Raw genomic sequence first — 22984 nt, forward strand, 5'->3', positions numbered from 1 at the left:
GGGCAACACAAGCTTGGCCTGTCGGACGAACGAGTGCGTGGACGGCGCTGCATTTTCCGCAAGATTGCCCGCCTGCAAATCGCTACACTGCGCCCATGTCGCGTGCCGGATGCACGCATGTGTCAACAGATCAGCGGGATGCGGGAGATAGGCGTGCTCAAGAAACTGGGAATCAAAGGTCGCGTGCTGTTGCTGACCTTGTTGCCGACCAGCCTGATGGCGCTGGTGCTGGGTGGCTATTTCACCTGGACGCAGCAGACCGACCTGCACAGCCAATTGATGCAGCGCGGCGAAATGATCGCCGAGCAACTGGCGCCGCTGGTGGCGCCGGCGATGGGCCACGGCGATGCCGATCTGCTCGAGCGCATCGCCACCCAGTCCCTTGAACAACCTGACGTGCGCGCGGTGACTTTCCTCGCGGCGGACCGCTCGCCACTGGCCCACGCCGGACCGACCATGCTCAATCAGGCCCCGAGCGGCGACAGCGCGCTGCTGCAACGGCGCAGCGGCAATGACGCGACGCGCTACCTGATGCCGGTGTTCGGCAAGCACCGCAACCTCGCCGGTGAAATCATTCCCGAAGAATCCGAACGCCTGCTCGGCTGGGTCGAGCTGGAGCTGTCGCACAACGGCATGTTGCTGCGCGGCTATCGCAGCCTGTTCGCCAGCCTGCTGCTGATCGCCGCCGGACTTGCCGGCGCCGCCCTCCTCGCGTTGCGCATGGGCCGCACCATCAACCGTCCGCTGAGCCAGATCAAACAGGCTGTCGCGCAGCTCAAGGACGGTCATCTGGAAACCCGCTTGCCGCCCCTCGGCAGCCAGGAGCTGGACGAACTGGCCTCGGGCATCAACCGCATGGCCGGCACCCTGCAGAATGCTCGCGAAGAATTGCAGCACAGCGTCGATCAGGCCACCGAAGACGTGCGGCAGAACCTGGAAACCATCGAGATCCAGAACATCGAACTGGACCTGGCGCGCAAAGAAGCGCTGGAAGCCAGCCGGATCAAATCCGAATTCCTCGCCAACATGAGCCATGAGATCCGCACGCCGCTCAACGGCATTCTCGGCTTCACTCACCTGTTGCAGAAAAGCGAACTGACCCCGCGCCAGCTCGACTACCTAGGCACCATCGAAAAGTCTGCCGACAGCCTGTTGGGAATCATCAACGAGATTCTCGACTTCTCGAAGATCGAGGCCGGCAAACTGGTACTCGATCACATTCCGTTCAACCTGCGTGATCTGTTGCAGGACACCCTGACCATCCTCGCCCCGGCCGCGCACGCCAAGCAGCTTGAGCTGGTCAGTCTGGTCTATCGCGATACGCCGCTGTCGCTGGTCGGCGATCCGCTGCGCCTGAAGCAGATCCTCACCAATTTGGTCAGCAACGCGATCAAGTTCACCCGCGAAGGCACCATCGTCGCCCGGGCGATGCTCGAAGACGAACACGAAGACAGCGTGCAACTGCGCATCAGCATTCAGGACACCGGCATCGGTCTGTCGAGTCAGGATGTCCGCGCGCTGTTCCAGGCTTTCAGTCAGGCCGACAATTCGCTGTCGCGCCAACCCGGCGGCACCGGCCTGGGGCTGGTGATTTCCAAGCGCCTGATCGAACAGATGGGCGGCGAGATCGGCGTCGACAGCACGCCGGGCGAAGGTTCGGAATTCTGGATCAGCCTGAGCCTGCCCAAGACCCGCGACGATGCCGAGGACCTGCCCGCCGCGCCGCTGCTCGGGCGCCGTGTGGCGGTGCTGGAAAACCACGAACTGGCGCGTCAGGCCTTGCAACATCAGCTGGAAGACTGCGGACTGCAAGTTACGCCGTTCAATACTCTGGAGAGCCTGAGCAATGGCGTCACCGGCGCGCATCAGACCGATCAGGCGATCGATCTGGCGGTGATCGGCATCACCAGCAACGACATGCTCCCGGAACGCTTGAACCAGCACATCTGGGATCTCGAACATCTGGGCTGCAAAGTGCTGGTGCTGTGCCCGACCACCGAGCAGACGCTGTTTCACCTGTCGGTGCCCAACCCGCACAGCCAGCTTCAGGCCAAACCGGCGTGTACGCGCAAATTGCGCCGGGCGCTGTCCGATCTGGTCAATCCGCGCCAGACCCGCAGCGAACCGGGCGAGCCGCTGTCCAGCCGTGCGCCGCGCGTGCTGTGTGTCGACGACAACCCGGCGAATCTGTTGCTGGTGCAGACCCTGCTCGAAGACATGGGCGCCCGAGTGCTCGCGGTGGAAAGCGGTTACGCGGCCGTCAAAGCCGTGCAGAGCGAATCTTTCGATCTGGTGCTGATGGACGTGCAGATGCCGGGCATGGACGGTCGCCAGACCACCGAAACCATTCGCCAGTGGGAAAGCGAGCGGCATTGCACGCCGCTGCCGATCGTCGCCCTCACGGCCCACGCCATGGCCAATGAAAAACGCGCGCTGCTGCAAAGCGGCATGGACGACTACCTGACCAAACCGATCAGCGAGCGGCAACTGGCGCAGGTGGTGTTGAAGTGGACCGGACTGGCCCTGCGCAATCAGGCCCCGGAGCGCAGCGGCGACAGCGCGGCGAGTCAGCAGGAACTGCCGGTGCTTGATCACGAAGAAGGCTTGCGTCTGGCGGCGGGCAAGGCGGATCTGGCGGCGGACATGCTCGCCATGCTGCTGGCCTCGCTGGAAGCCGACCGCGAAGCGATACGCGCCGCGCGTGACAGCCACGACCAGAATGCCCTGCTCGAACGCGTGCACCGTTTGCATGGCGCCACCCGTTATTGCGGCGTGCCACAACTGCGCGCCGCCTGCCAGCGCAGCGAAACCCTGCTCAAGCAGGACGATCCGAAAGCCGCCGCCGCACTGGATGAACTGGAGCGCTCGATCAATCGACTCGCGGCGCAGGCGCGCATCAGCGCCTGATCCACGGCAAGGCACGGCGCGCGCAAAGCGCTACAGTTGTCGCGGGCCGTTGCGGCCCGCGTCGATGTTCCAGGAGGATTCATGCGCACGATCATTTTCAGCAGCCAGACCTATGACCGCGACAGCTTTCTCGGCGCCGACTGCCCGGCCGGGCTTGAATTGCATTTTCAAGCGGCGCGGCTCAGCCTCGATACGGCGGCATTGGCCGAGCAGCACGAAGTGGTCTGTGCGTTCATCAATGACGACCTCAGCGCCCCGGTGCTCGAACGCCTCGCCGCCGGCGGCACGCGGCTGATTGCCCTGCGTTCGGCGGGTTACAACCATGTCGACCTGCCAGCGGCGAAACGCCTTGGCCTGGCCGTGGTTCGTGTGCCGGCCTACTCGCCGCACGCCGTGGCCGAACATGCGGTGGCGCTGATCCTCGCCCTCAATCGTCGCTTGCACCGTGCCTACAACCGCACCCGCGAAGGCGATTTCAGCCTGCATGGCCTGACCGGTTTCGATCTGGTCGGCAAAACCGTCGGCATCGTCGGCACGGGGCAGATCGGCGCAACCTTCGCAAAAATCATGCACGGCTTCGGCTGTGAATTGCTGGCTTACGATCCGTATCCCAATCCCGAGGTGCTGGCGTTGGGCGCACGTTATCTGAGCCTGCCGGAATTGCTCACGCAGTCGCGGATCATCAGCCTGCATTGCCCGCTCAACGAACAGAGCAAGCACCTGATCAATCGCGACTCACTGGCGCACATGCAGGCCGGGGCGATGCTGATCAACACCGGGCGTGGCGGGCTGGTGGACACGCCAGCGCTGATTGACGCGCTGAAGGACGGCCAACTCGGTTATCTGGGGCTGGATGTTTACGAGGAAGAGGCGCAGCTGTTTTTCGAGGATCGCTCCGACCTGCCGTTGCAGGATGATGTGTTGGCGCGTCTGCTGACGTTTCCCAACGTGATCATCACCGCGCATCAGGCGTTTCTGACCCGCGAGGCGCTGGGCGCGATTGCCGCGACCACCCTGCACAACATCGCGACCTGGGCGGCAGGTGCGCCGCAGAACCAGGTCGAGGGTTGAACGGTTTTACTTGGACAGCGAAGACGCCAGGATCAGCAATCCCAGCCAGCCAAAACCGAGCAGGCGCTGCTTGCTCGAATGGCCGTTGCGCAGCAGGAACCAGACGAAAAACGCCGGTAGCAGAAACACCATGATTTTCAGCCAGCCTTCCACCGGGCGACTGCCATCGGCGTTGAGCGGTTGCTGCTCCTCGCGGGCCTGTTCTGCGGCCTGCTGACGACGGCGACGCCCTGCTGCTGCCGGCATCACTTTGGGTAAAGGCTCGGACACTGGCGGCGCAACCGCCTCGGGCACTGCGTTGTTGCGTGGCAGGCTGCCGAAGGAAATCGTCGAGGCTTGCACCGGTGCCGCCGTCGATTGCGCCTGCATGGCGGCGTGTTCGGCCATCGGCGCGCCGCAGTGAATGCACACCAGCGCTTCGGAACTGATGCTCCGCTTGCATTCATAACATTCGATCAGCGCCATGTTCCGTTCCTTCAGATTCGGGGGCCGGCAGTTTGCCATGACTGTCGCTGCATTTGAACCGGATCGAAGGTCGCACGCGTGCATCATTCTGCAATCGAGCCCGTGCTAGCATGTCGCGCATATTTGGAGGACCCATGGTCGAACACGATTTCCGCTACACCCTGATGAACCCGCAACACACCCTCACCGAATGCCGCGCCCTGGTTCCGGGCCGCTATCAGGTGACCGGTAACGGTGGCTCGATCCGCATCGGCGATGCCCTGTTGGTCACGCTCAAAGGCAGCAAGGATTTGTCCATGCGCCTGACCGTCGACACTGTGCGCCACCTTATCAATCCGCCAGGCCAATGGACCGCGATGACCACAGGCCCGGTGTTCGGCGAACTGGCCATTCACACCTGGCAGGTCAACTGCGACAGCTGCGCGAAAGAGCTGAGCTTCGAATTCGCCGTGGATGCCAAACTCGGCAAGTCCGCCGAGAAACCTGCCGCCACCGCACGCATCGCCGAGCTGGGCTGGAAAGCCGTCGGCGACAAGCACCTGTGCCCGAAATGCCAGGAGCCTGCGTGATGAAACGCCTCGCCCTGACCGCACTGATCGGTGTCGGCCTGGTCGGTTGCGCCGCAGAGCCGGTGCAACTGCAGCACAACCGCAGCTACATTCTGGAATGGATCGGCGAGCGGCCACTGATGGATTACAGCCATCTGACCGTGACCCTTGGCGATGACGGCCGCGCCTACGGCAACGGCGGCTGCAACCATTGGTTCGCGCCTTACACGCAGGACGGCGACAAGCTGAGCTTCGGCAAGATCGGCAAGACCCGCAAGCTCTGCGCCCCGGCGTTGATGGAGCAGGAACAACGCTTTTTGCAGGCGCTGGAAAAAGTCGAGCGCTGGGACATTTCGCCCATCGAGCAGGTGCGCTTCTGGCCGGCTCAAGGCAAACCGTTGCGCTGGTGGCTGGAAGAGGGCTGAGCCCCTTCTACGCCCACAGGGGTTACCTGTGGCGAGGGGATTCATCCCCGTTGGGCTGCGTAGCAGCCCTGAGTTTGCAGTTCGCCCGGAACTGCGCATGGGGCCGCTTCGCGACCCAACGGGGATGAATCCCCTCGCCACAGGTTACTTGTTCCGCAACGCCTCCAGCTTCGCCATTACCCCCGCCGCCGTCTGCTCACCGAGCAACTGTTCACGCACCTTGCCCTTGTCATCGATGATGAACGTCACCGGCAGCGCCTCACTGCGCGGCAGGTCGAACAGCTCGGCCGGATCCTGCGCGAGCACGGTGAACTTGATGCCGAGCTTTTCACTCGCCTCTTTCAATTCCGCGCCCTGCACATTGTCGAAGTTGACCCCGAACACCCCGACATTCTTGCTCTTGAGCTCATCAGCCAAATGATTCAGCTCGGGAATTTCCGTGCGGCACGGGCCACACCATTCGGCCCAGTAATTGAGCACCACCCACTGCTTGTCCAGACGTTCGGACGCTACCTTCTGGCCGTTCTGATCGATGCCGTAGTCATTGCCGCAGCCCCCCAGCATCAACGCCCCGATTATCGTCAATGCCGCTGCCAATCGCCGTGTCATGTCGTGTTCCTTGTGAAAATTCGAAAGCGCCTGCGACCCATCGCCTCTGACGGTTCTGGATTGCGCGCCGCACAGTTAGAATAGCCGCCACTTTACGCCAGAAGCGACCCGCCATGACCGATCTGACGCTTTATCACAATCCGCGCTGCTCGAAATCCCGCGGCGCGCTGGAACTGCTTGAAGCCCGCGGCTTGACTCCGACTGTCGTGCGCTACCTGGAAACGCCGCTCAGCGCCGCGCAGATCAAGGCCCTGCTCGGCAAGCTCGGGATCAGCGCGCGGCAGCTGCTGCGCAGCGGTGAAGAGGAATACAAAACCCTGAACCTGGCCGACGCCAGCCTCAGCGAGCAGCAGCTGATCGACGCCATCGCCGCGCACCCGAAACTCATGGAGCGGCCGATTCTGGAAGTCGGCGACAAAGCCGTCATCGGTCGCCCACCGGAAAACGTGCTGGAGTTGTTGCCATGAGCACGCCGTACATTCTGGTTCTCTATTACAGCCGCAACGGTTCGACCAACGAGATGGCCCGGCAAATCGCCCGTGGCGTCGAGCAGGCCGGAATGGAAGCGCGTCTGCGCACAGTGCCGGCGATTTCCACCGAATGCGAAGCGGTGGCGGCGGAGATTCCCGCTGAGGGCGCGCTCTACGCAAGCCTCGATGATCTGAAGAACTGCGCCGGCCTCGCCTTGGGCAGTCCGACGCGTTTCGGCAACATGGCCGCGCCGCTCAAGTACTTCCTCGACGGCACCAGCAACCTCTGGCTGACTGGCGCGCTGGTCGGCAAACCGGCCGGTGTGTTCACCTCCACCGCCAGCCTGCACGGCGGTCAGGAAACCACGCTGTTGTCGATGATGTTGCCGCTGTTGCATCACGGAATGTTGATCACCGGCCTGCCCTACAGTGAATCGGCCCTGCTCGAAACCGAGGGTGGCGGCACGCCGTATGGCGCCAGCCATCACGCCGGTGCCGACGGCAAGAACGGTCTCGACCAGCACGAAGTGGCGCTGTGTCGCGCACTCGGTCTGCGTCTGGCGAAAACCGCGCAGAAGCTGGTGGGCTGATGGCGAAGAAGACGAAAGTCCTGCCCTCGATAGAGTGGCTTGAGCCACGGGTCAAGGCGATGCGCGTGCTCAGCCTGCTGAGCTTTTTCGCCCTCGCCGGTTTGCTCGCTGTTTATTACCTGGTGTTCGCCGACCTGCATGGCGCGCGGCCTTGGGTGATTCTGCTGGTCGAGCTGATCCCGTGGCTGGTGCTCGCCCCGGCGATGATCATGGGCAGCGCCCGTGGCCATTCGTGGATGTGTTTTGTGGTGAACCTGTATTTCATCAAAGGCGCCCTGGCGGCGTACGACCCCAACCGGCAGCTGTTCGGCCTGCTGGAAATGGCTGCGAGCCTGGCGGTGTTCTGCTCGGCGCTGTTGTATGTGCGCTGGCGCTATCAGTTGAATCGCAAATTGGCGGGTGAAGGCGAGATCAGCGTCGCCTGACCGATCGCCATCAGTTGCTACACCGATCGTTCCCACGCTCTGCGTGGGAATGCATCCAGAGACGCTCTGCGTCTCAGGGACGCGGAGCGTCCCGGGCGGCATTCCCACGCGGAGCATGGGAACGATCGGATGGACTCAATGGTTGACGGTATAGGCGAGCATCATCGAAATCTGGCTCATCGGCCGTCCGCCGCTCTGTTCGTGCCATTGGTTGAACGCGTTCTGCACCGTCGCCAGATCACGCTGGCTGGTCGGCACTTTGTCGACGATCTTCTGCGCATTCAGCGCCGCGACCACGTCGTAACTCGGCACGAACGTGTCCTTGCCGACCATGCGCAAAAAGCGCGGCGCCGACAGCCCGCCGAGTTGGTGGCCGTGCTTTTTCAGGTAGGTCCACAGGCCGACGATATCGGTCACCGGCCAGTCGGCGATCAGCGCGCCGAAGCTGCCCTTGTCCTTTTCCACATCGAGAATGAACTGCGCATTGCGCGGCACGCTTTTCAGTTTGCCCAGATGGCGGATGATCCGCGCGTCCTGCATCAGGCGCTCAAGGTGTTCGGCGCTCATCAGCACGACTTTTTCCGGGTCGAACTTGAAGAACACTTCTTCGAACGCCGGCCACTTGGCGTCGACCAGGCTGTGCTTGAGCCCGGCGCGAAAAACCCGCAGGGCCATGGTCGAGAGGTAGCGGTCGTCGCGGATTTTGCGCAGTTGTGCGGGGGTCTTGGGAACGGGCAGATGGGCTTCCAGTTCAGCCGCCGAACCGAAACGGTTCAGACAGTATTCGTGCAGCCACTTGTAATCGCGCATGCCCTCTCCTGAGGTTTGGAAATGAATAACACCTGCAGAAGCACGCCCCTGTGGCGAGGGGATTCATCCCCGCTGGGCTGCGCAGCAGACCCCGAGATTTTGGGGCCGCTTCGCGCCCCAGCGGGGATGAATCCCCTCGCCACAGGGCTCGCTTCTACAGGTTGTGTTTACAGATTGACGACATTGACGAAACGCGAAGCCGCGGTCTCGTCGATCTTCAGGCTGGTGAAGTCGAACAGGTTGCGGTCGGCCAGTTGCGACGGCACCACGTTCTGCAGGCTGCGGAAAATCGATTCGGTGCGGCCCGGGGTCTTGCGGTCCCAGTCCTGGAGCATTTCCTTGACCACCTGGCGCTGCAGGTTTTCCTGCGAGCCGCAGAGGTTGCACGGGATGATCGGAAATTGCTTGAGGTCCGAGTAGGCCTGAATGTCCTTCTCGTTGCAGTACGCCAGCGGGCGAATCACCACGTTGCGGCCATCGTCGGCGCGCAGTTTCGGCGGCATCGCTTTCAGAGTGCCGTTGAAGAACATGTTGAGGAAGAACGTTTCGACGATGTCGTCGCGGTGATGACCGAGGGCCATTTTCGTCGCGCCGATTTCGTCAGCAAAGGTGTACAGGGTGCCGCGACGCAGGCGCGAGCACAGCGAACAGGTGGTCTTGCCTTCCGGCACCAGTTCCTTGACCACCGAGTAAGTGTCCTTCTCAACGATGTGGTACTCGATGCCCAGTTCTTTCAGGTAGGCCGGCAGCACGTGCTCGGGAAAGCCCGGCTGTTTCTGGTCCATGTTCACCGCGACGATGTCGAACTTGATCGGTGCAACCTTCTGCAGGTGCATCAGCACGTCAAGCATGGTGTAGCTGTCCTTGCCCCCGGACAGGCAGACCATGACCTTGTCGCCGTCTTCGATCATATTGAAATCGGCGACCGCTTCGCCGGCCAGGCGGCGCAGGCGCTTTTGCAGTTTGTTCTGGTTGACCGTAAGAGTGCCCATGACGCGAAATCCGTGAGGTGTGACGAAAGGCCGGCATTTTACGCAAAAACCCCAGTAGCGCGAAGCATCTGTGGCGAGGGGATTTATCCCCGCTGGGTTGCGAAGCAGCCCTGAAACCCGAGAACTCGTATCGCCTGACACTGCTCGGTGAATGGCTTGGCGACTGTTGTGCAGCCGAACGGGGATAAATCCCCTCGCCACAAAAGTGTTTCAACCCCAAAAATGCCTTCCGCGCAAGACCCCGAGGCGATTATCCATCCCGTTTACAGCGCGATTTGCTCTAAGCCCGGCATACCGGTGCGTTGGAGTCCTTTCTATACTGCGACATAAGGTCGCACACATCTGAAGACCTGTATTTGCTCGGCCATCTTGGCCCGTAGGCGCTCCGTTGGGGGGCGATGGCAATGACAAGAGGAGTGAATGGCATGATCCATCACGTAGTGGGACTGTTTACCCACCCCGATCAGGAATGGAAGGAGATCCGTGGCGACCAAGAGGAAAGCATCAGCCACATGTACCTGACGCATACGCTGATTCTGGCGGCGATCCCCGCTGTCTCGGCGTTCATCGGCACGACCCAGGTCGGTTGGGTGATCGGCAATCGCGCGCCGGTGATGCTCACGTTTGAAAGCGCCTTGTGGATGACCATCATGTCGTACCTGGCGATGCTCGGCGGGGTCGCGGTGATGGGCGCTTTCGTACACTGGATGGCGCGCACCTATGACGCCAATCCAAGCCTGGCCCGTTGCGTGGCCTTTGCCACATACACCGCGACACCGTTGTTTGTCGGCGGTCTGGCGGCGCTGTATCCGCACATGTGGCTGGGGATGATCGTCGGCACAGCGGCCATCTGCTATACGGTGTATCTGTTGTATGTCGGCCTGCCGACCTTCATGAACATCCCTTCGGATGAAGGTTTCCTGTTTTCCAGCTCGGTGCTCGCGGTTGGGCTGGTGGTGCTGGTGGCGATCATGGCGTTCACCGTGATTGTCTGGGGCTTGGGTGTCGGCCCGGTCTATACCAACTGACCTGTTTCCTCCCTGAGAAAAACAACATCTGCCAATACAGGCCGCCGCAAGGCGGCCTTCTCGTTGGGCGACGACCATTCGGCAGGTCGGCGATTCGCAAGTCGCCGGGGTTGCGGCATACTCGGCGTCTCTGGAGATCCATCAAGCATGCCCGAGCAACTCAATACCCGCGTCGAAGACTGTTACCAACTCGCTGAATCCTTTTTCAAACGTTCCTTCAAACGCCCCGTCGTCAGCCTCAAGCTGCGCGGGCAGAAAGCCGGTGTCGCGCATCTGCACGAGAACCTGCTGCGCTTCAATCCGCAGCTGTACCGGGAGAACACCGAACACTTCCTCAAGCAGACCGTGGCCCACGAAGTCGCCCACCTGATCGCGCATCAACTGTTCGGCGACCGCATCCAGCCCCATGGCGAGGAGTGGCAACTGATCATGCGCGGCGTCTACGAATTGCCGCCGGACCGCTGCCACACCTATGAAATCAAGCGGCGCAGCGTGACCCGCTATATCTACAAATGCCCGTGCCCCGACAGTGATTTCCCGTTTACTGCCCAGCGCCATGGTCTGGTGCGGCAAGGGCGGCGGTATCTGTGCCGGCGCTGCCGCAGTACGCTGGTGTTCAGTGGTGAGATGCGGGTGGAATAGTTGGTTCCTGGGTTGTATTGACTGACCCCTTCGCGAGCAGGCTCGCTCCCACAGGGGAATGCATTTCAATGTGGGAGCGAGCCTGCTCGCGAAGGCGGCGGCATGAGCGCTACAGAATCACCTTGGCGGAACGCAACTCGGCGATCCGCTCAGCACTCAAGCCCAACTCCCCCAACACCTCCTCCGTATGCTGCCCCAACCCCGCGCCAACATGCCTTGGCGCCGGCAACGCCTCAGAAAATTTCAACGGACAGGCCATCTGCGCCTGCGTCGTGCCATCGCCGCGCGGTACCTGGGTCACCAGCTCCCGCGCCTGCATTTGCGGGTGGCGCAACGCCTCGCCCAGACTCAGTACCGGCTCGACACAGGCATCGACCCCGGCGAACAACTCACACAGTTCTGCAAAATCATGCCGCTCGAATTCAATGCGCAACGCCTCTTTCAGGGCCTGTTGTTGCTCAGGCCTGGGCGACAACCCTTGCGCGGCCAGTTCCGGCCGGCCCAGCGCCGTGCACAATTGCTGCATGAAGGCCGGCTCCAGACTGCCCACCGACATCCAGCGCCCATCCCGGGTACGGTAATAATCGTAAAAGCTGCCGCCATTGAGCATCTGGTCTTCCCGGCCCGGTTCCGCGCCGCAGGCCAGATAGCCAGCGCCGGCCATGGCGTTCAGGCTGAACGCGCAGTCGGTCATGCTCACATCCAGATGGGTGCCCTGCCCGGTTTGCTGACGGGCAATCACCGCTGCCAGCAAGCCGATCACGCCGTGTAGCGAGCCGCCCGCCACGTCCGCCACCTGCATGCCCAGCGGCAACGGCCCGCTGTCGGCGCGCCCGGTATAGCTGGCAAGCCCGGCCAGCGCCAGATAGTTGATGTCATGCCCGGCGCGTTCCTTGTACGGCCCGGTCTGGCCGTAACCGCTGATCGACACATAAATCAGCTTTGGATTGATCGCTTTCAACGCTTCATAACCCAGGCCCAGACGCTCCATCACCCCGGGGCGAAACTGCTCGAGCACGATGTCGTATTCGCCCAGCAGTTGCTTGATGATCTCCAACGCTTCGGGCTGTTTCAGATCCAGCGCCAGACTGCGCTTGTTGCGGTTGAGGTAGGCGTGACTGGCCGAGACACCGCCATCATGCGGCGGCAGCACCCGCAGCAGATCCATACGCGTCGGCGATTCGATGCGCAGCACCTCGGCGCCCATGTCCGCCAGCAGCAACGAGGCGAACGGCCCCGGCAGCAAGGTCGAGAAATCGAGAATCTTCAGTGAGGCCAGCGGTGCAGACATGGGCGAACTCCTTGGGCGATGCACTCAGCCTAGGCAGCCATCGTCGATGCGGCAATCACCGCAAATGTCAGCAGGTGTGACCGTTGCGCTCAAATTCCGGGCAAGAAAAAACCCCTGTGGCGAGGGGATTTATCCCCGTTGGGTCGCGAAGCGGCCCCTTCTCTGGAATTGGAAGAAGAGGCCCGCTGTGCTGTCCATCGGGGGTAAATCCCTCACCACAAGGGATTTTTTACAACCTCACATCGTACTGATGCGCAGTTCTTGTATTTACTTCACATTGCTCGGGGTTGGGCCTTCAGCCACACCCAGGTCGTCTTCTTCACGCTCATCGGAGATACCGCGACCGCCGGAAGCCAGCTCGGTCTGCAGTTGATCGGTGTCCAGTTCCTTGACCCACTTGGCGACGACGATGGTCGCTACAGCGTTACCGACCAGGTTGGTCAGTGCGCGGGCTTCAGACATGAAACGGTCGATACCGAGGATCAGCGCCAGACCGGCAACCGGCAGGTGACCTACCGCCGACAGTGTCGCGGCCAGGACGATGAAGCCCGAACCGGTCACACCCGCCGCGCCTTTGGAGGACAGCAGCAGTACCAGCAGCAGGGTGATCTGGTGGGTGATGTCCATGTGCGTGTCAGTCGCCTGGGCGATGAACACGGCGGCCATGGTCAGGTAGATCGAAGTACCGTCGAGGTTGAACGAGTAACCAGTCGGGATCACCAGACCCACGACGGATTTCTTCGCGCCCAGACGCTCCATCTTGATCAGCATGCGTGGCAGTGCCGATTCCGACGAGGACGTGCCCAGTACGATCAACAGTTCTTCACGGATGTAGCGCACCAGCTTGAACACGCTGAAACCGTGAGCCCGGCAGATCGCACCCAGCACCAGCACGACGAACAGAACGCAGGTGATGTAGAAGCAGATCATCAACTGGCCCAGTTGCACCAGCGAGCCGACACCGTAGGCACCGATGGTGAACGCCATGGCGCCGAACGCACCCAGCGGCGCCAGTTTCATGATCATGTTGATGATGTTGAACATCACGTGGGCGAAGCGATCGATCATGTCCAGCAGCGGACGACCGTACGAGCCGAGGCGATGCAGGGCGTAGCCGAAGATCACCGAGAACATCAGCACTTGCAGGATGTCACCGGTGGCGAACGCGCCAACGATGGTGTTCGGGATCACATTGAGGAGGAAACCGACAATGCTCTGGTCTTTACTGGCCGTCACGTAGGTGGCGATTTTCGAGGCGTCGAGGGTGGTGACGTCGATGTGCATGCCGGCGCCCGGTTGCACAACGTTGACCACGACCAGACCGATCAGCAGGGCAATGGTGGAAACGATTTCGAAGTACAGCAGCGCGTAGCCGCCGGTCTTGCCCACCGACTTCATGTTCTGCATGCCGGCGATGCCGCTGACAACAGTACAGAAGATGATCGGGGCGATGACCATTTTGATCAGCTTGATGAAGCCGTCACCCAGTGGCTTGAGGGCCACACCGGTCTGCGGATAGAAGTGACCAAGCAGGATGCCGATGGCGATGGCAACGATCACCTGGAAATACAGGGATTTGTACAGTGGCTGACGAGTCGTCATTGCAGGTTTCCTCAAGCGTCCAGCGGCAACATCCATCTGTCGAGCGCTGAACCTTAATTGCGAACCCTCCTGCACTGGAGGGATTTGTTGTTGGAACGGCATTTTTCCGGGCGGAGGAATGCACGCTTCTGTGGCTTGTATCGCAAACGTCGTGCCAGATTGGTGCGAATGGCAGCAAGCCTTTTGATATCAGGGCCTGCGGGATTTTCCTGTCACCAATCAGTGACTTGAGGCATGGCGGATTTCCGCCAACTGAGCGTTCAGTGTCCTGCAATTTGGCGGAAATCCGCCTTGTTGCGTTGCCGGCCCGCCGTTACGATCGGTGCCTGAACAAGGATTGCCGCTTATGCGCGAACGCACCATCGCCAGCCATTTCGCCCGTGCCGCTCTTGGCGGCGCACGCCGGCGCGGCCTGGATTATTCAGGCCTGTTGCAGCAACTGGGGATCAGCCCGGAGTTGCTCGACGAGCCCCGCGCGCGGATTGCCCCGGAGCAGTTCACCCGGCTGATTCAAGGGCTGTGGCTGGCGCTGGACGACGAATACCTGGGTTTCGGTAACGCCCCGAGCAAGCCCGGCAGCTTCGCCATGATGTGCCACGCCTCGATTCACTGCCGCAACCTGGAGAAGGCTCTGCAACGTGGCTTGTTGTTTTACAGCCTGTTCCCCGACGCCCCACGCCTGACCCTGCGTCGCGAAGACGACTGGGTGCGTCTGAGCCTGGACGACGCGCAGTGGTGGGACCCGGATCATTTTCTCAGCGAGAGTCTGTTGGTGATCTGGCACCGCCTCGGCAGTTGGCTGATCGGCCAGCGGATACGCCTTGAGCAGGCAACCTTCAGCTATCCGCGCCCCGAGCACGGCAGCGAATACGACCTGCTGTTCCCCTGCCCGCTGACCTTTGATGCCGAGCAGAGCACTCTGCTGTTTCACAGTCGCTATCTGGCCATGCCGCTGTTGCAGGACGAACGCACGCTAAAACACTTCCTCGAACGCTCCCCCGCCGACCTGCTCTCGCGCCCGGACGACGGCGACAGCCTGAGCAGCCGTCTGCGCCGCTTGCTCAGTCGCGACGCTGCGCACTGGCCTGATCTGGAAGCGGTTGCGGCGCATCTGCATATCAGCCCGCAGACCTTGCGCCGGCACTTGCGCGAGGAAGGCACCAGTTTTCAGGAGCTGAAAGATCAGCTGCGGCGGGATATCGCCATCTACCATCTGGGCCGGGCGGATCTGTCGTTGCAACAAATTGCCGAGCAGCTCGGGTTCTCTGAGCCTTCGGCGTTTCACCGGGCATTCAAGAAATGGACGGGGCTGACACCGGGGGCTTATCGGGCACAGGAGTTGTGAAGTCAGACGCCTTCGCGAGCAGGCTCGCTCCCACAGGAGAATGCGTTTCAAGGCGGGATCGAGCCTGCTCGCGAAGAGGCTGGCACTGCCAACCTTCACACCGCCGGAAAATGAATCCTGAACGCCGCCCCGCCCATCGGTGAATCGCCCAAAGCCAAACGCGCGTTGTAGCTTTCGATGATGTCCTTGACCACCGCCAGCCCGATGCCCTGCCCGGGATACTGGGCGTCCAGGCGTTCGCCGCGTTCCAGAATCCGCGCACGCTGATCGAGGGGCACGCCCGGGCCATCATCCTCGACGCACAATTCGATCCCGGCCAAGGACTCGCGCACGCTGACCCGCACTTCGCCGAGGCACAGGCGATAGGCGTTTTCCAGCAGGTTGCCGAGCATTTCCAGCAAGGCGCCCTGCTCGATCGGCACGTAGCAATGCTCGGGCAGATCAAAGGTCACGCGCACATGTTTGTCGCGGTAGACCTTGTCCAGCGTATCGCAGAGGCTTTTGAGCACCGGTTGCAGGCGCACCTGATGGCGCACCAGACCGCTTTTGCGCAGGCTGGCCCGTTGCAGCTGGTAGCTGATCTGCTGGCTCATGCGTTCGATCTGACTTTGCAGCACCCAGGCCTGATCGCGGTCTGCGGGGCGCTGGGCCATGTCTTCGCTGACGCCTTGCAGCACCGCCAACGGGGTTTTCAGGCTGTGGGCGAGGTCGTCGAGGGAGTCGCGGTAGCGGCTGCGTTGCTGGCGTTCGCTGAGCAGCAAGCGGTTGAGCGAGCCGGTCAGGCGCAGCAGTTCACGCGGGTGTTTTTCCGTCAGGCTTTCGCGGGTGCCGCCTTCGATTTCGTCGAGTTCCTGGCTCAAGCGGCGCAAGGCCTTGAGGCCCCAGGTCAGGCCGATCCACAGCAATGCCAGCAAAACCAGCAATGCCGCGCCGAAGCCCAGAGAGAGGTTTTCCCGCAGGCCTTCGAGGGTGGTTTCGTATTCACGCACCGGTTGCAGAGCGACGATGCTGAACGCTGCGCTTTTGCCGCCGAGCAATTTGACTTCGACGTCGTAGACGAAGAACTCCTGACCGCTGGCTTCACGAATCCGCGCGAACTCGTTGCCGAGGCCGTCGTAGCGCGGTTTGTAGTTGATCTGTTCTTCCTGGGTGGCTTTCGAGCGCCACACCAGTTTGCCGTCGCGGTCGTAGATATAGCCGAGCAAGCGGAAATCGGTGAGGTTGAAACGCTCGTCGGGCAATTGCGACGGCATCACCAGCCGACCGTTTTCCACCCGCGCGGCGGAGATCAATGTGGTGACGTCGGAGGCCAGGCGTTGTTCGATCGAGTCCTGCAAGGCAAGGCTGAACGCGCCCTGCATCGCCGGCAACAAAGCGAGCATGAACAACACCGCCAACGTGGTGGCGGCGAGCATCAAGCGAACGCGAAGGGAACGGATCAAGTGCAGCGCTCATTGAACAGGTAGCCAAGGCCGCGCACGGTGTCGATCGGTTTGAACCCGGCCGGGCCTTCGAGCTTGCGGCGCAGACGGCCGACCAGCACTTCGATGACATTCGGATCGCGCTCGTCGTCATCCGGATACAGCTGCTCCATCAAGCGATCCTTGGGCACCACCTGCTGATGGTGGCGCATGAGGTATTCGAGGATGCGGTATTCGTAAGCGGTCAGCGCCAGCGTTTGTTCATCGAGGCTGGCCTGTTTGCGATTGAGGTCGAGCAGCAACGGCCCGGCAACGATGGTCGACTGGGTGAAGCCGCTGGAGCGGCGCAGCAATGCGTTCAGGCGTGCGTCGAGTTCTTCGAACTGGAACGGCTTCACTACGTAATCGTCGGCACCGGCGGCGAGTCCTTCAACCTTGTCCTGCCAGTTGCCGCGCGCAGTGAGTATGAGGATCGGGAAGGTCTTGCCGCCCGAGCGCAACTGGCGGATCAGGTCGAGGCCGCCCATGCCCGGCAGGCCGAGATCGATCACCGCCAGATCGAAGTTGTACTGGCCGGTCTGGTACAGCGCCTCCTCGGCATTGGCCACGGACTCGACCACATGACCGCTTTCCGTCAGGCGGGTTTGCAGGTGATGACGCAACAGCGCCTCGTCTTCGACGACCAACAGTTTCATGCCTTTCTCCCTATCACTTGAACTCTCCAGGCAACTACCTGTGGGAGCGAGCCTGCTCGCGAATCCGGTGGATCAGCCAAGCAAGTGTCGGCTGATACACCCCTTTCGAGCAGGCTCGCTCCCACACTTCAATCGGCGGCAACCGCTTAGAAATAGTAGTTGGCCGACAGGTAGGTCTGCGCGCTGCTGGTCAAGTCCAGCGAGCCCTGTTTGCTGCCGCCGCTCTCTTTCATTTCGGTGCTGGCGTTGCTGCGCAGGTAACGGTAACCGAGTTCTATCGAGGTGTTCTGCGAAACTTGCTGCAACACACCCACCTGGCCACCGATGGCGTAACCGATATCGCTGTCACGGCTGAAACCTGGCGAATCCTGCGTCAGCTTGGTCAGACCGGCCGTGGCGCCACCGAACAACTTGGTGCTGCCGCCCACCGGGTAGAACAGGTCATAGCTGCCGAGCAGATTTTCCTGGCGCAGTTTAACGCCATTGTGCGAGCCGGAGACGTTGTCGTAAGTGGCGTAGTAGCGGCCCTGGCTGTTTTGCTGACCGAGGCGCATGCCGTAGGTGTTGTTGCCGTCGATGGCCCCGGTGACGTTGGGGTTGCCGAGATTGTTGTTGAGCGCGTGGGACTTGTCGATCTTGTCGCTGGTCTGGCCGAACGTCAGGCCGGCGAAGTTGCTGGTGTCGTCGGCGTTGGCCGCGATGCTGGAGCCTAACAGGGTAAAAGCCAGCAGCAATTTGTTTAAACGAGTCATGGGTATTTCCTCTTTCACAGTGCTGTTTGGGTATGGCGCAAGGTTACTGAGCCGCCCCTGTACGGCCCCTGAACCGTCTCTGAACCTGACCTGAACCGGATCGACTAGGCTGTTCTGACCACTTTCAATAAGGAGACCCGACCATGCGCCTGTTCCTCGCCCTCACTTTGCTGGCAGTCAGCAGCTTCACCCAGGCTGCGATCAAGACTGAAGAAATCCCCTACCAAAGCGCCGACGGCAGCCAACTGATCGGCTACTACGCCTACGACGACGCGATCAAAGGCCCACGCCCCGGCGTTGTCGTGGTCCACGAATGGTGGGGGCTGAACGATTACGCCAAGCGCCGCGCGCGGGATCTTGCCGGACTTGGCTACAGCGCGCTGGCCATCGATATGTACGGCGAAGGCAAGAACACCGAGCACCCGAAAGACGCCATGGCCTTCATGCAGGCAGCGACCAAGGACGCCGATGCGGCGAGCAAGCGCTTCGCCGCCGGGCTCGATCTGTTGAAGAAACAAAAGCAGACCGACCCGAACAAAATCGCCGCCATCGGCTATTGCTTCGGTGGCGCCGTGGTGCTGAATGCGGCGCGTCAGGGTGTGCCGCTGGCCGGTGTGGTGAGTTTCCATGGCGCGCTGGCAACCAAGACCCCGGCGACTCCGGGCAGTGTGAAGGCGAAAATCCTCGTCGAGCACGGTGCGCTGGACAGCATGGTCACTCAGGACCACGTCACCGCGTTCAAGTCAGAGATGGACAAGGCTGGGGCGGACTACCAGTTCGTAAGTCTGGATGGCGCCAAGCATGGTTTCAGCAATCCGGATGCCGATCGCCTGAGCCATGGCGAGCATGGTGGGCCGGACATTGGTTACAACAAGGCGGCGGATGAAAAGTCGTGGGCGGATATGCAGGCGTTCTTCAAGAAGATTTTCGGTTGAGTCAGTAAAGACCGAGGCGCGGCTTTCGCGAGCAGGCTCGCTCCCACACCGGATATCTGTCGCCCAGAAGATCCCTTGTGGGAGCGAGCCTGCTCGCGAAGGCTTCACCGCCGATCTCGACCTCGCCCCGACTAACCGGCAAAATGCCCGCCATGCATACCACCCCCGCCCTGCCCGCCTGCTGCACTGCGCTCGACAGCCATTGGCCGTTGCCGACGGTCCTGGCCGATACCGTGCTGCTCAGTACGCACTTCGACCCGGCACGCCTGCTTGGCGATGACTTCCAGCGCAGCGCTGTGCTGGCGCCACCGAGCATTCAGCGCTCGGTGGCCAAGCGCCAGGCCGAGTTTCTCGCTGGACGCATTTGCGCGCGGGCCGCGCTGCAACAACTCGAAGGCCTGAATATCGTCCCGCCGATTGGCGAAGACCGCGCGCCGGTGTGGCCGGCGCACATCTGTGGTTCGATCACTCACAGCACTGGCCGTGCGGCGGCGATTGTCGCCAACAAGCAACACTGGCGCGGCTTGGGCATGGATCTGGAAAACCTGTTGAGCCACGAGCGCGCTGAACGCCTGGCCGGGGAAATTCTCACCCCGGCGGAAATGCAGCGCATGGCGGCAGGCTCGCAGGAGCAACTGGCGCTGCGGGTGACCCTGACGTTTTCGGTGAAAGAGAGTTTATTCAAAGCGCTGTACCCGATCGTGCAGCAGCGCTTTTATTTCGAGCATGCCGAAGTGCTGGAATGGACTGCGGCGGGTCAGGTCAGGCTGCGGTTGCTGACTGATTTGTCCAGCGAATGGCGCAACGGATCGGAGCTGGAGGCGCAGTTTGCAGTGCAAGATGGGCAGTTGTTGAGTCTGGTCAGCATTCCTGCCTGACGTTTTGCATGCATGTTATGGCGCCTTCGCGAGCAGGCTCGCTCCCACAGGGGATTGCATTTCAAATGTGGGAGCGAGCCTGCTCGCGAAGGCGGTATCCCGAATCTCAGCGGCGCTCCTGATTCCTCGGCCAGCTCAGACTGAAACAGGCCCCACCCAGACTCTTGCTCTTGCCAATAATCGCGCGCCCGTCGTGCCAGTGAATGATCCGCCGCACGATCGACAAGCCCAGACCATGCCCGCCCGAGGCCCGCGTGCGGCTATCGTCCAAGCGCAGAAACGGCGTGAAGATCCGCTCCCACGCCACTTCCGGCACGCCCGGTCCGTCGTCCTCGACGTCGATCCGGCAACGCAACTGGCCGACCTGATAACTTACCGTCACTTGTGAATGCGCATGGCGCATCGCGTTGCCCACCAGATTCTGCAGCGCCCGATGCAAATAGCGCGGCTCGGCCTCTACCCACGCGCCGTCGTTGTCGGCCGATGACAGACACAAACCGCGCTGCACCGTGACCTCGGCGCGCAGCGGCGCCAATTCTTCGATCACCTGATTGACCAGCGCATCCAGATCGATGCGCTGGAAGGTCAGCGCCGGCGACCCCTGCTCCAGTCGTGCGTAGGTGAGCATTTCGTCGACCAGCTTATCGAGGTCCTCGATGTCGTGATCCATGCCTTCGCGGTATTTTTCCAGCGCTTGGGGAGTGGTGGCCGTGCCGATCATTTCCAGACCGAAACGCAGCCGCGCCACCGGCGTGCGCAGCTCGTGAGACACCGCGCGCACCAGTTCACGCTGGATCGCCAGCAACTGTTGCAAGTGCTCGGCCATGCCATTGAACGCAGACGCCAGCCGTCCAACCGAGTCGGCACCGCGCGCCGGCACGCGGGTTTCCAGGCTGCCCTTGGCGATGCGCGTGGCCGCTGCTTCGAGGCCGCGCAAACGTCGCTCGAGCTGACGCACCAACAGATAAACGATAAGGCCGATCAGGGTCAGGCCCAGCGCGGCAATCAATACCAGCCATTCCGGCGGATACGGATTCATCTGATACAGCGGGCCGATTTCCAGCACCCACGGCGTGCCGACCATACCGGCGAAGACGCGGATCGAATCGCCGCCCTTGCCCAGCGCCATCACCGTATCGCCCTCGGCCACGCGGCGGCTCTGGTCTTCGTCGATGTCGGCGTCATTTACCGTGACCAGACGCAGATCGAAGCCAAAGCCCTTTTCCTGTTTTATCTGCGCCAGACGCTTGGGCTGTTCGCCGACCGGTACCCGCACCAGTTCATCGGCCAGCAGGTAAATGGTCGCCCGGGCCAGTTGCTCGCTGATCTGCTGTACCTCGCCCACCAGCATCATTTGCTCTTTTTCGCTGATCAGCCGATAGACCTTGGCCGCATGAGGCCCGGTCTGCTCGACCAGCGCCTGACCGCGCAGCACACGGGTGCGCTGGGCCAGATCAAGGTCGGTTTCGGCGAATTTCTTCAGTGTCAGCGGTATACCAAGCAGCCGCTCCCACACCAGCAACGCGCGATGGCGTTCGGTCTGGTTCATCGGTTGCAGGTTGTCGGCCATCAGCGAGAAGGTGCCGTGGGCCAGGCGCTCGCGGTATTGCTCGCTGCGCACCTGATTGAGCAGGTTCAGCGCCAGCACGCCGAGCACCGCCACCAGAATCAGCGCGGCGCACATGCCGCCGTAGATGCGCAGGAAGATCGAATTCACAGCGCCAGGTCTGCGCAGGCTTCCGGGACGAACAGATAGCCTTTGCTGCGGATGGTCTTGATCAGGCGCGGATGGTCGGGGTCGTCGCCGATTTTCGGGCGGATACGCGAGATGCGCACGTCGATCGAGCGGTCCTGGCCGTCGTAGCCGATGCCGCGCAATGCAGTGAAGATTTCTTCCCGGGAAAGAATCCGCCCGGCGTTGGACACCAGCAGCCACAGCAGGTCGAACTCGGCGCTGGTCAGCTCGATGCCGTTGTCGCTCAGCCAGGCTTCGCGTAACGCGTTGTCGACCACCAGTGGACCGAATTGCAACCGCCGGGATTTTTCCGCGACCGGCTCCGGTGTGTCACTGCGCCGCAGCAACGCCTGGATCCGCGCCAGCAACAAGCGCGGACGCACGGGTTTGCATACGTAGTCGTCGGCACCGAGGTCGAGGCCGTGGATCTGATCAGCGTCATCGGTGCGCGCGGTGAGCATCAGGATCGGCCCGTCGTACTGGCTGCGCACCTTGCGGCAGATGCTCAGGCCATCTTCGCCGGGCAGCATCAGATCGAGGATCACCAGATCCGGCTGCTCCTTGATGATCCGCGCCGCCGCCAGCGCACCGTTGCCTTCGATCTCCACGCGCAGGCCATTGGCTTGCAGGTAATCGCGGGTGAGCTCGGCCAGTCGCTGGTCATCCTCGACGATCAATACCTGCCAGGTTTGTTGCTCCACCGGTGACCTCTGCTTGCTGTTTTTATTAAAAGAAGAAAGACAATCGCCTGACACGGACAAAACCTGTGGGAGCGAGCCTGCTCGCGAAAGCGTCTGTGCTCCAACCTGAATGCTCAGCGGTCAACCGATTCGCGAGCAGGCTCGCTCCCACAATCCTGCGTGTACCTCCCGATCATCTGTCATGTTTCAGGAGGATAAAAATGCCCATGCACCCAGCGATTGTATAAACGCCGCTCACCCGGAAAACAAGTCGGTAAATGCGTTCGGACAAGGCGGAATTCTGTGATAGGGTTCGCGCCCTTAAAAAACCGCTGAAGCGTTTTTCCAGGCAAAAAAACAGTGACAAACGGTCTGGCTCAGCAGGTTCGCGGCCTACACGCGTTTTCCCTGTTTCTTACACAAATTACGCACAGGCTTATCCACAGGTAGTACGTTGCAATCCCCCCCTGAAACGCATTATCTTGTAGCACGGCGAAAACAGAGACCCTACATATAGGGTTTTCACCTAAAACGCCCAACCACATTTCAGACCTGAAACTCAAGTGCTTTATGGCCAGTTTCCGGTAGAACAAGCGAGTTTTTTCAAGCCCAAACCGCACTGGCGGATGGCACCGTTTTATTTGGTCCGAAACGGACAAAACGGTATG

Annotated in this window: 23 protein-coding genes; 12 read left to right on the top strand and 11 right to left on the bottom strand. The window is 61.5% G+C overall.

Going from position 1 to position 22984, the window contains the following annotated elements; genetic code table 11:
- The first annotated feature begins 153 nt into the window (after nt 1-153).
- Together ACYSTU_RS01305 and ACYSTU_RS01310 are read left to right on the top strand one after the other, a co-directional pair.
- Nucleotides 154-2907: a response regulator gene (locus ACYSTU_RS01305; protein WP_073472548.1), complete on the top strand. Its 2754-nt coding sequence runs from the start codon at nt 154-156 to the stop codon at nt 2905-2907.
- 81 nt (nt 2908-2988) lie between these two features.
- Nucleotides 2989-3978: a 2-hydroxyacid dehydrogenase gene (locus ACYSTU_RS01310; protein ID WP_498995261.1), complete on the top strand. Its 990-nt coding sequence runs from the start codon at nt 2989-2991 to the stop codon at nt 3976-3978.
- 6 nt (nt 3979-3984) lie between these two features.
- Here ACYSTU_RS01310 and ACYSTU_RS01315 read toward each other — a convergent pair whose 3' ends face one another.
- Nucleotides 3985-4443, bottom strand: a complete 459-nt coding sequence (locus ACYSTU_RS01315; RefSeq protein ID WP_110646685.1) for a hypothetical protein — start codon at nt 4441-4443, stop codon at nt 3985-3987.
- Between the two features lie 134 nt (nt 4444-4577).
- Here ACYSTU_RS01315 and ACYSTU_RS01320 point away from each other — a divergent pair, with 134 nt between their 5' ends.
- Both ACYSTU_RS01320 and ACYSTU_RS01325 read left to right on the top strand, forming a co-directional pair.
- Entirely contained in the window at nt 4578-5012 is a 435-nt protein-coding gene (locus tag ACYSTU_RS01320) for a hypothetical protein (protein ID WP_016773638.1), read from the top strand.
- Nucleotides 5012-5416 carry an META domain-containing protein gene (locus ACYSTU_RS01325; RefSeq protein WP_123443634.1) on the top strand — a complete coding sequence of 135 codons (405 nt, stop codon included), beginning with the start codon at nt 5012-5014 and terminating at the stop codon, nt 5414-5416. Before ACYSTU_RS01320 ends, ACYSTU_RS01325 begins: the two co-directional genes overlap by 1 nt.
- Nucleotides 5417-5560: 144 nt before the next feature.
- Here the strand turns inward: ACYSTU_RS01325 and ACYSTU_RS01330 are convergent, their stop codons facing one another.
- Complete coding sequence (locus ACYSTU_RS01330; protein WP_073472190.1) at nt 5561-6025, bottom strand: TlpA disulfide reductase family protein; 465 nt, start codon at nt 6023-6025, stop codon at nt 5561-5563.
- Nucleotides 6026-6138: 113 nt separating this feature from the next.
- Between ACYSTU_RS01330 and arsC the strand changes: the two genes are divergently transcribed.
- Genes arsC through ACYSTU_RS01345 form a run of 3 tightly spaced genes read left to right on the top strand, consistent with a single transcriptional unit; the run spans nt 6139 to nt 7510 of the window.
- Complete coding sequence (arsC, locus tag ACYSTU_RS01335; protein ID WP_130911305.1) at nt 6139-6492, top strand: arsenate reductase (glutaredoxin); 354 nt, start codon at nt 6139-6141, stop codon at nt 6490-6492.
- Nucleotides 6489-7085, top strand: a complete 597-nt coding sequence (gene wrbA / locus ACYSTU_RS01340) for an NAD(P)H:quinone oxidoreductase (RefSeq protein WP_016773634.1) — start codon at nt 6489-6491, stop codon at nt 7083-7085. Before arsC ends, wrbA begins: the two co-directional genes overlap by 4 nt.
- The gene (locus tag ACYSTU_RS01345) at nt 7085-7510 is read left to right on the top strand and encodes a DUF2069 domain-containing protein (RefSeq protein ID WP_498995269.1); all 426 of its coding nucleotides are present in this window, start codon (nt 7085-7087) and stop codon (nt 7508-7510) included. The genes wrbA and ACYSTU_RS01345 overlap by 1 nt, the downstream gene beginning before the upstream one ends.
- A 135-nt stretch (nt 7511-7645) precedes the next feature.
- Here ACYSTU_RS01345 and ACYSTU_RS01350 read toward each other — a convergent pair whose 3' ends face one another.
- Both ACYSTU_RS01350 and ttcA read right to left on the bottom strand, forming a co-directional pair.
- Nucleotides 7646-8320: a DNA-3-methyladenine glycosylase I gene (locus ACYSTU_RS01350; RefSeq protein ID WP_016773632.1), complete on the bottom strand. Its 675-nt coding sequence runs from the start codon at nt 8318-8320 to the stop codon at nt 7646-7648.
- A 167-nt stretch (nt 8321-8487) separates the two neighbouring features.
- On the bottom strand, nt 8488-9312 hold the full coding sequence (gene ttcA / locus ACYSTU_RS01355; RefSeq protein WP_024013975.1) for a tRNA 2-thiocytidine(32) synthetase TtcA: 825 nt from the start codon (nt 9310-9312) through the stop codon (nt 8488-8490).
- 425 nt (nt 9313-9737) lie between these two features.
- Here ttcA and ACYSTU_RS01360 point away from each other — a divergent pair, with 425 nt between their 5' ends.
- Both ACYSTU_RS01360 and ACYSTU_RS01365 read left to right on the top strand, forming a co-directional pair.
- Nucleotides 9738-10340, top strand: coding sequence for a Yip1 family protein (locus tag ACYSTU_RS01360; protein WP_016773629.1), 603 nt, complete (start codon nt 9738-9740; stop codon nt 10338-10340).
- A 147-nt stretch (nt 10341-10487) separates the two neighbouring features.
- Nucleotides 10488-10982 carry a SprT family zinc-dependent metalloprotease gene (locus ACYSTU_RS01365; RefSeq protein WP_024013976.1) on the top strand — a complete coding sequence of 165 codons (495 nt, stop codon included), beginning with the start codon at nt 10488-10490 and terminating at the stop codon, nt 10980-10982.
- Nucleotides 10983-11091: 109 nt separating this feature from the next.
- Here the strand turns inward: ACYSTU_RS01365 and ACYSTU_RS01370 are convergent, their stop codons facing one another.
- Both ACYSTU_RS01370 and ACYSTU_RS01375 read right to left on the bottom strand, forming a co-directional pair.
- Entirely contained in the window at nt 11092-12273 is a 1182-nt protein-coding gene (locus tag ACYSTU_RS01370; RefSeq protein WP_498995278.1) for a CaiB/BaiF CoA transferase family protein, read from the bottom strand.
- Between the two features lie 267 nt (nt 12274-12540).
- Nucleotides 12541-13875 (bottom strand): dicarboxylate/amino acid:cation symporter, encoded by a 1335-nt coding sequence (locus ACYSTU_RS01375; RefSeq protein WP_024013978.1) that lies wholly within the window; start codon nt 13873-13875, stop codon nt 12541-12543.
- Between the two features lie 346 nt (nt 13876-14221).
- On the opposite strand from ACYSTU_RS01375, the gene ACYSTU_RS01380 reads away from it, so the two are divergent.
- Complete coding sequence (locus ACYSTU_RS01380) at nt 14222-15220, top strand: AraC family transcriptional regulator (protein ID WP_498995282.1); 999 nt, start codon at nt 14222-14224, stop codon at nt 15218-15220.
- A 95-nt stretch (nt 15221-15315) separates the two neighbouring features.
- On the opposite strand, the gene ACYSTU_RS01385 is transcribed toward ACYSTU_RS01380, so the two are convergent.
- From ACYSTU_RS01385 to ACYSTU_RS01395, 3 genes are all read right to left on the bottom strand, one after another.
- Nucleotides 15316-16662: an ATP-binding protein gene (locus tag ACYSTU_RS01385; protein WP_498995285.1), complete on the bottom strand. Its 1347-nt coding sequence runs from the start codon at nt 16660-16662 to the stop codon at nt 15316-15318.
- A complete protein-coding gene (locus tag ACYSTU_RS01390) occupies nt 16659-17336 on the bottom strand; it encodes a response regulator (RefSeq protein ID WP_498995290.1) in 678 nt (225 codons plus the stop codon). Before ACYSTU_RS01390 ends, ACYSTU_RS01385 begins: the two co-directional genes overlap by 4 nt.
- A gap of 146 nt (nt 17337-17482) precedes the next feature.
- Nucleotides 17483-18088 carry a hypothetical protein gene (locus ACYSTU_RS01395; protein ID WP_122707481.1) on the bottom strand — a complete coding sequence of 202 codons (606 nt, stop codon included), beginning with the start codon at nt 18086-18088 and terminating at the stop codon, nt 17483-17485.
- 143 nt (nt 18089-18231) lie between these two features.
- On the opposite strand from ACYSTU_RS01395, the gene ACYSTU_RS01400 reads away from it, so the two are divergent.
- Entirely contained in the window at nt 18232-19023 is a 792-nt protein-coding gene (locus tag ACYSTU_RS01400) for a dienelactone hydrolase family protein (RefSeq protein WP_498995297.1), read from the top strand.
- A gap of 152 nt (nt 19024-19175) precedes the next feature.
- Complete coding sequence (locus ACYSTU_RS01405; protein ID WP_136492900.1) at nt 19176-19901, top strand: 4'-phosphopantetheinyl transferase family protein; 726 nt, start codon at nt 19176-19178, stop codon at nt 19899-19901.
- 106 nt (nt 19902-20007) lie between these two features.
- On the opposite strand, the gene ACYSTU_RS01410 is transcribed toward ACYSTU_RS01405, so the two are convergent.
- Nucleotides 20008-21618: an ATP-binding protein gene (locus tag ACYSTU_RS01410; RefSeq protein WP_130902445.1), complete on the bottom strand. Its 1611-nt coding sequence runs from the start codon at nt 21616-21618 to the stop codon at nt 20008-20010.
- On the bottom strand, nt 21615-22337 hold the full coding sequence (locus tag ACYSTU_RS01415) for a response regulator (protein WP_056788095.1): 723 nt from the start codon (nt 22335-22337) through the stop codon (nt 21615-21617). The genes ACYSTU_RS01410 and ACYSTU_RS01415 overlap by 4 nt, the downstream gene beginning before the upstream one ends.
- Between the last annotated feature and the right edge of the window lie 647 nt (nt 22338-22984).

The organism is Pseudomonas glycinis (assembly GCF_054871425.1).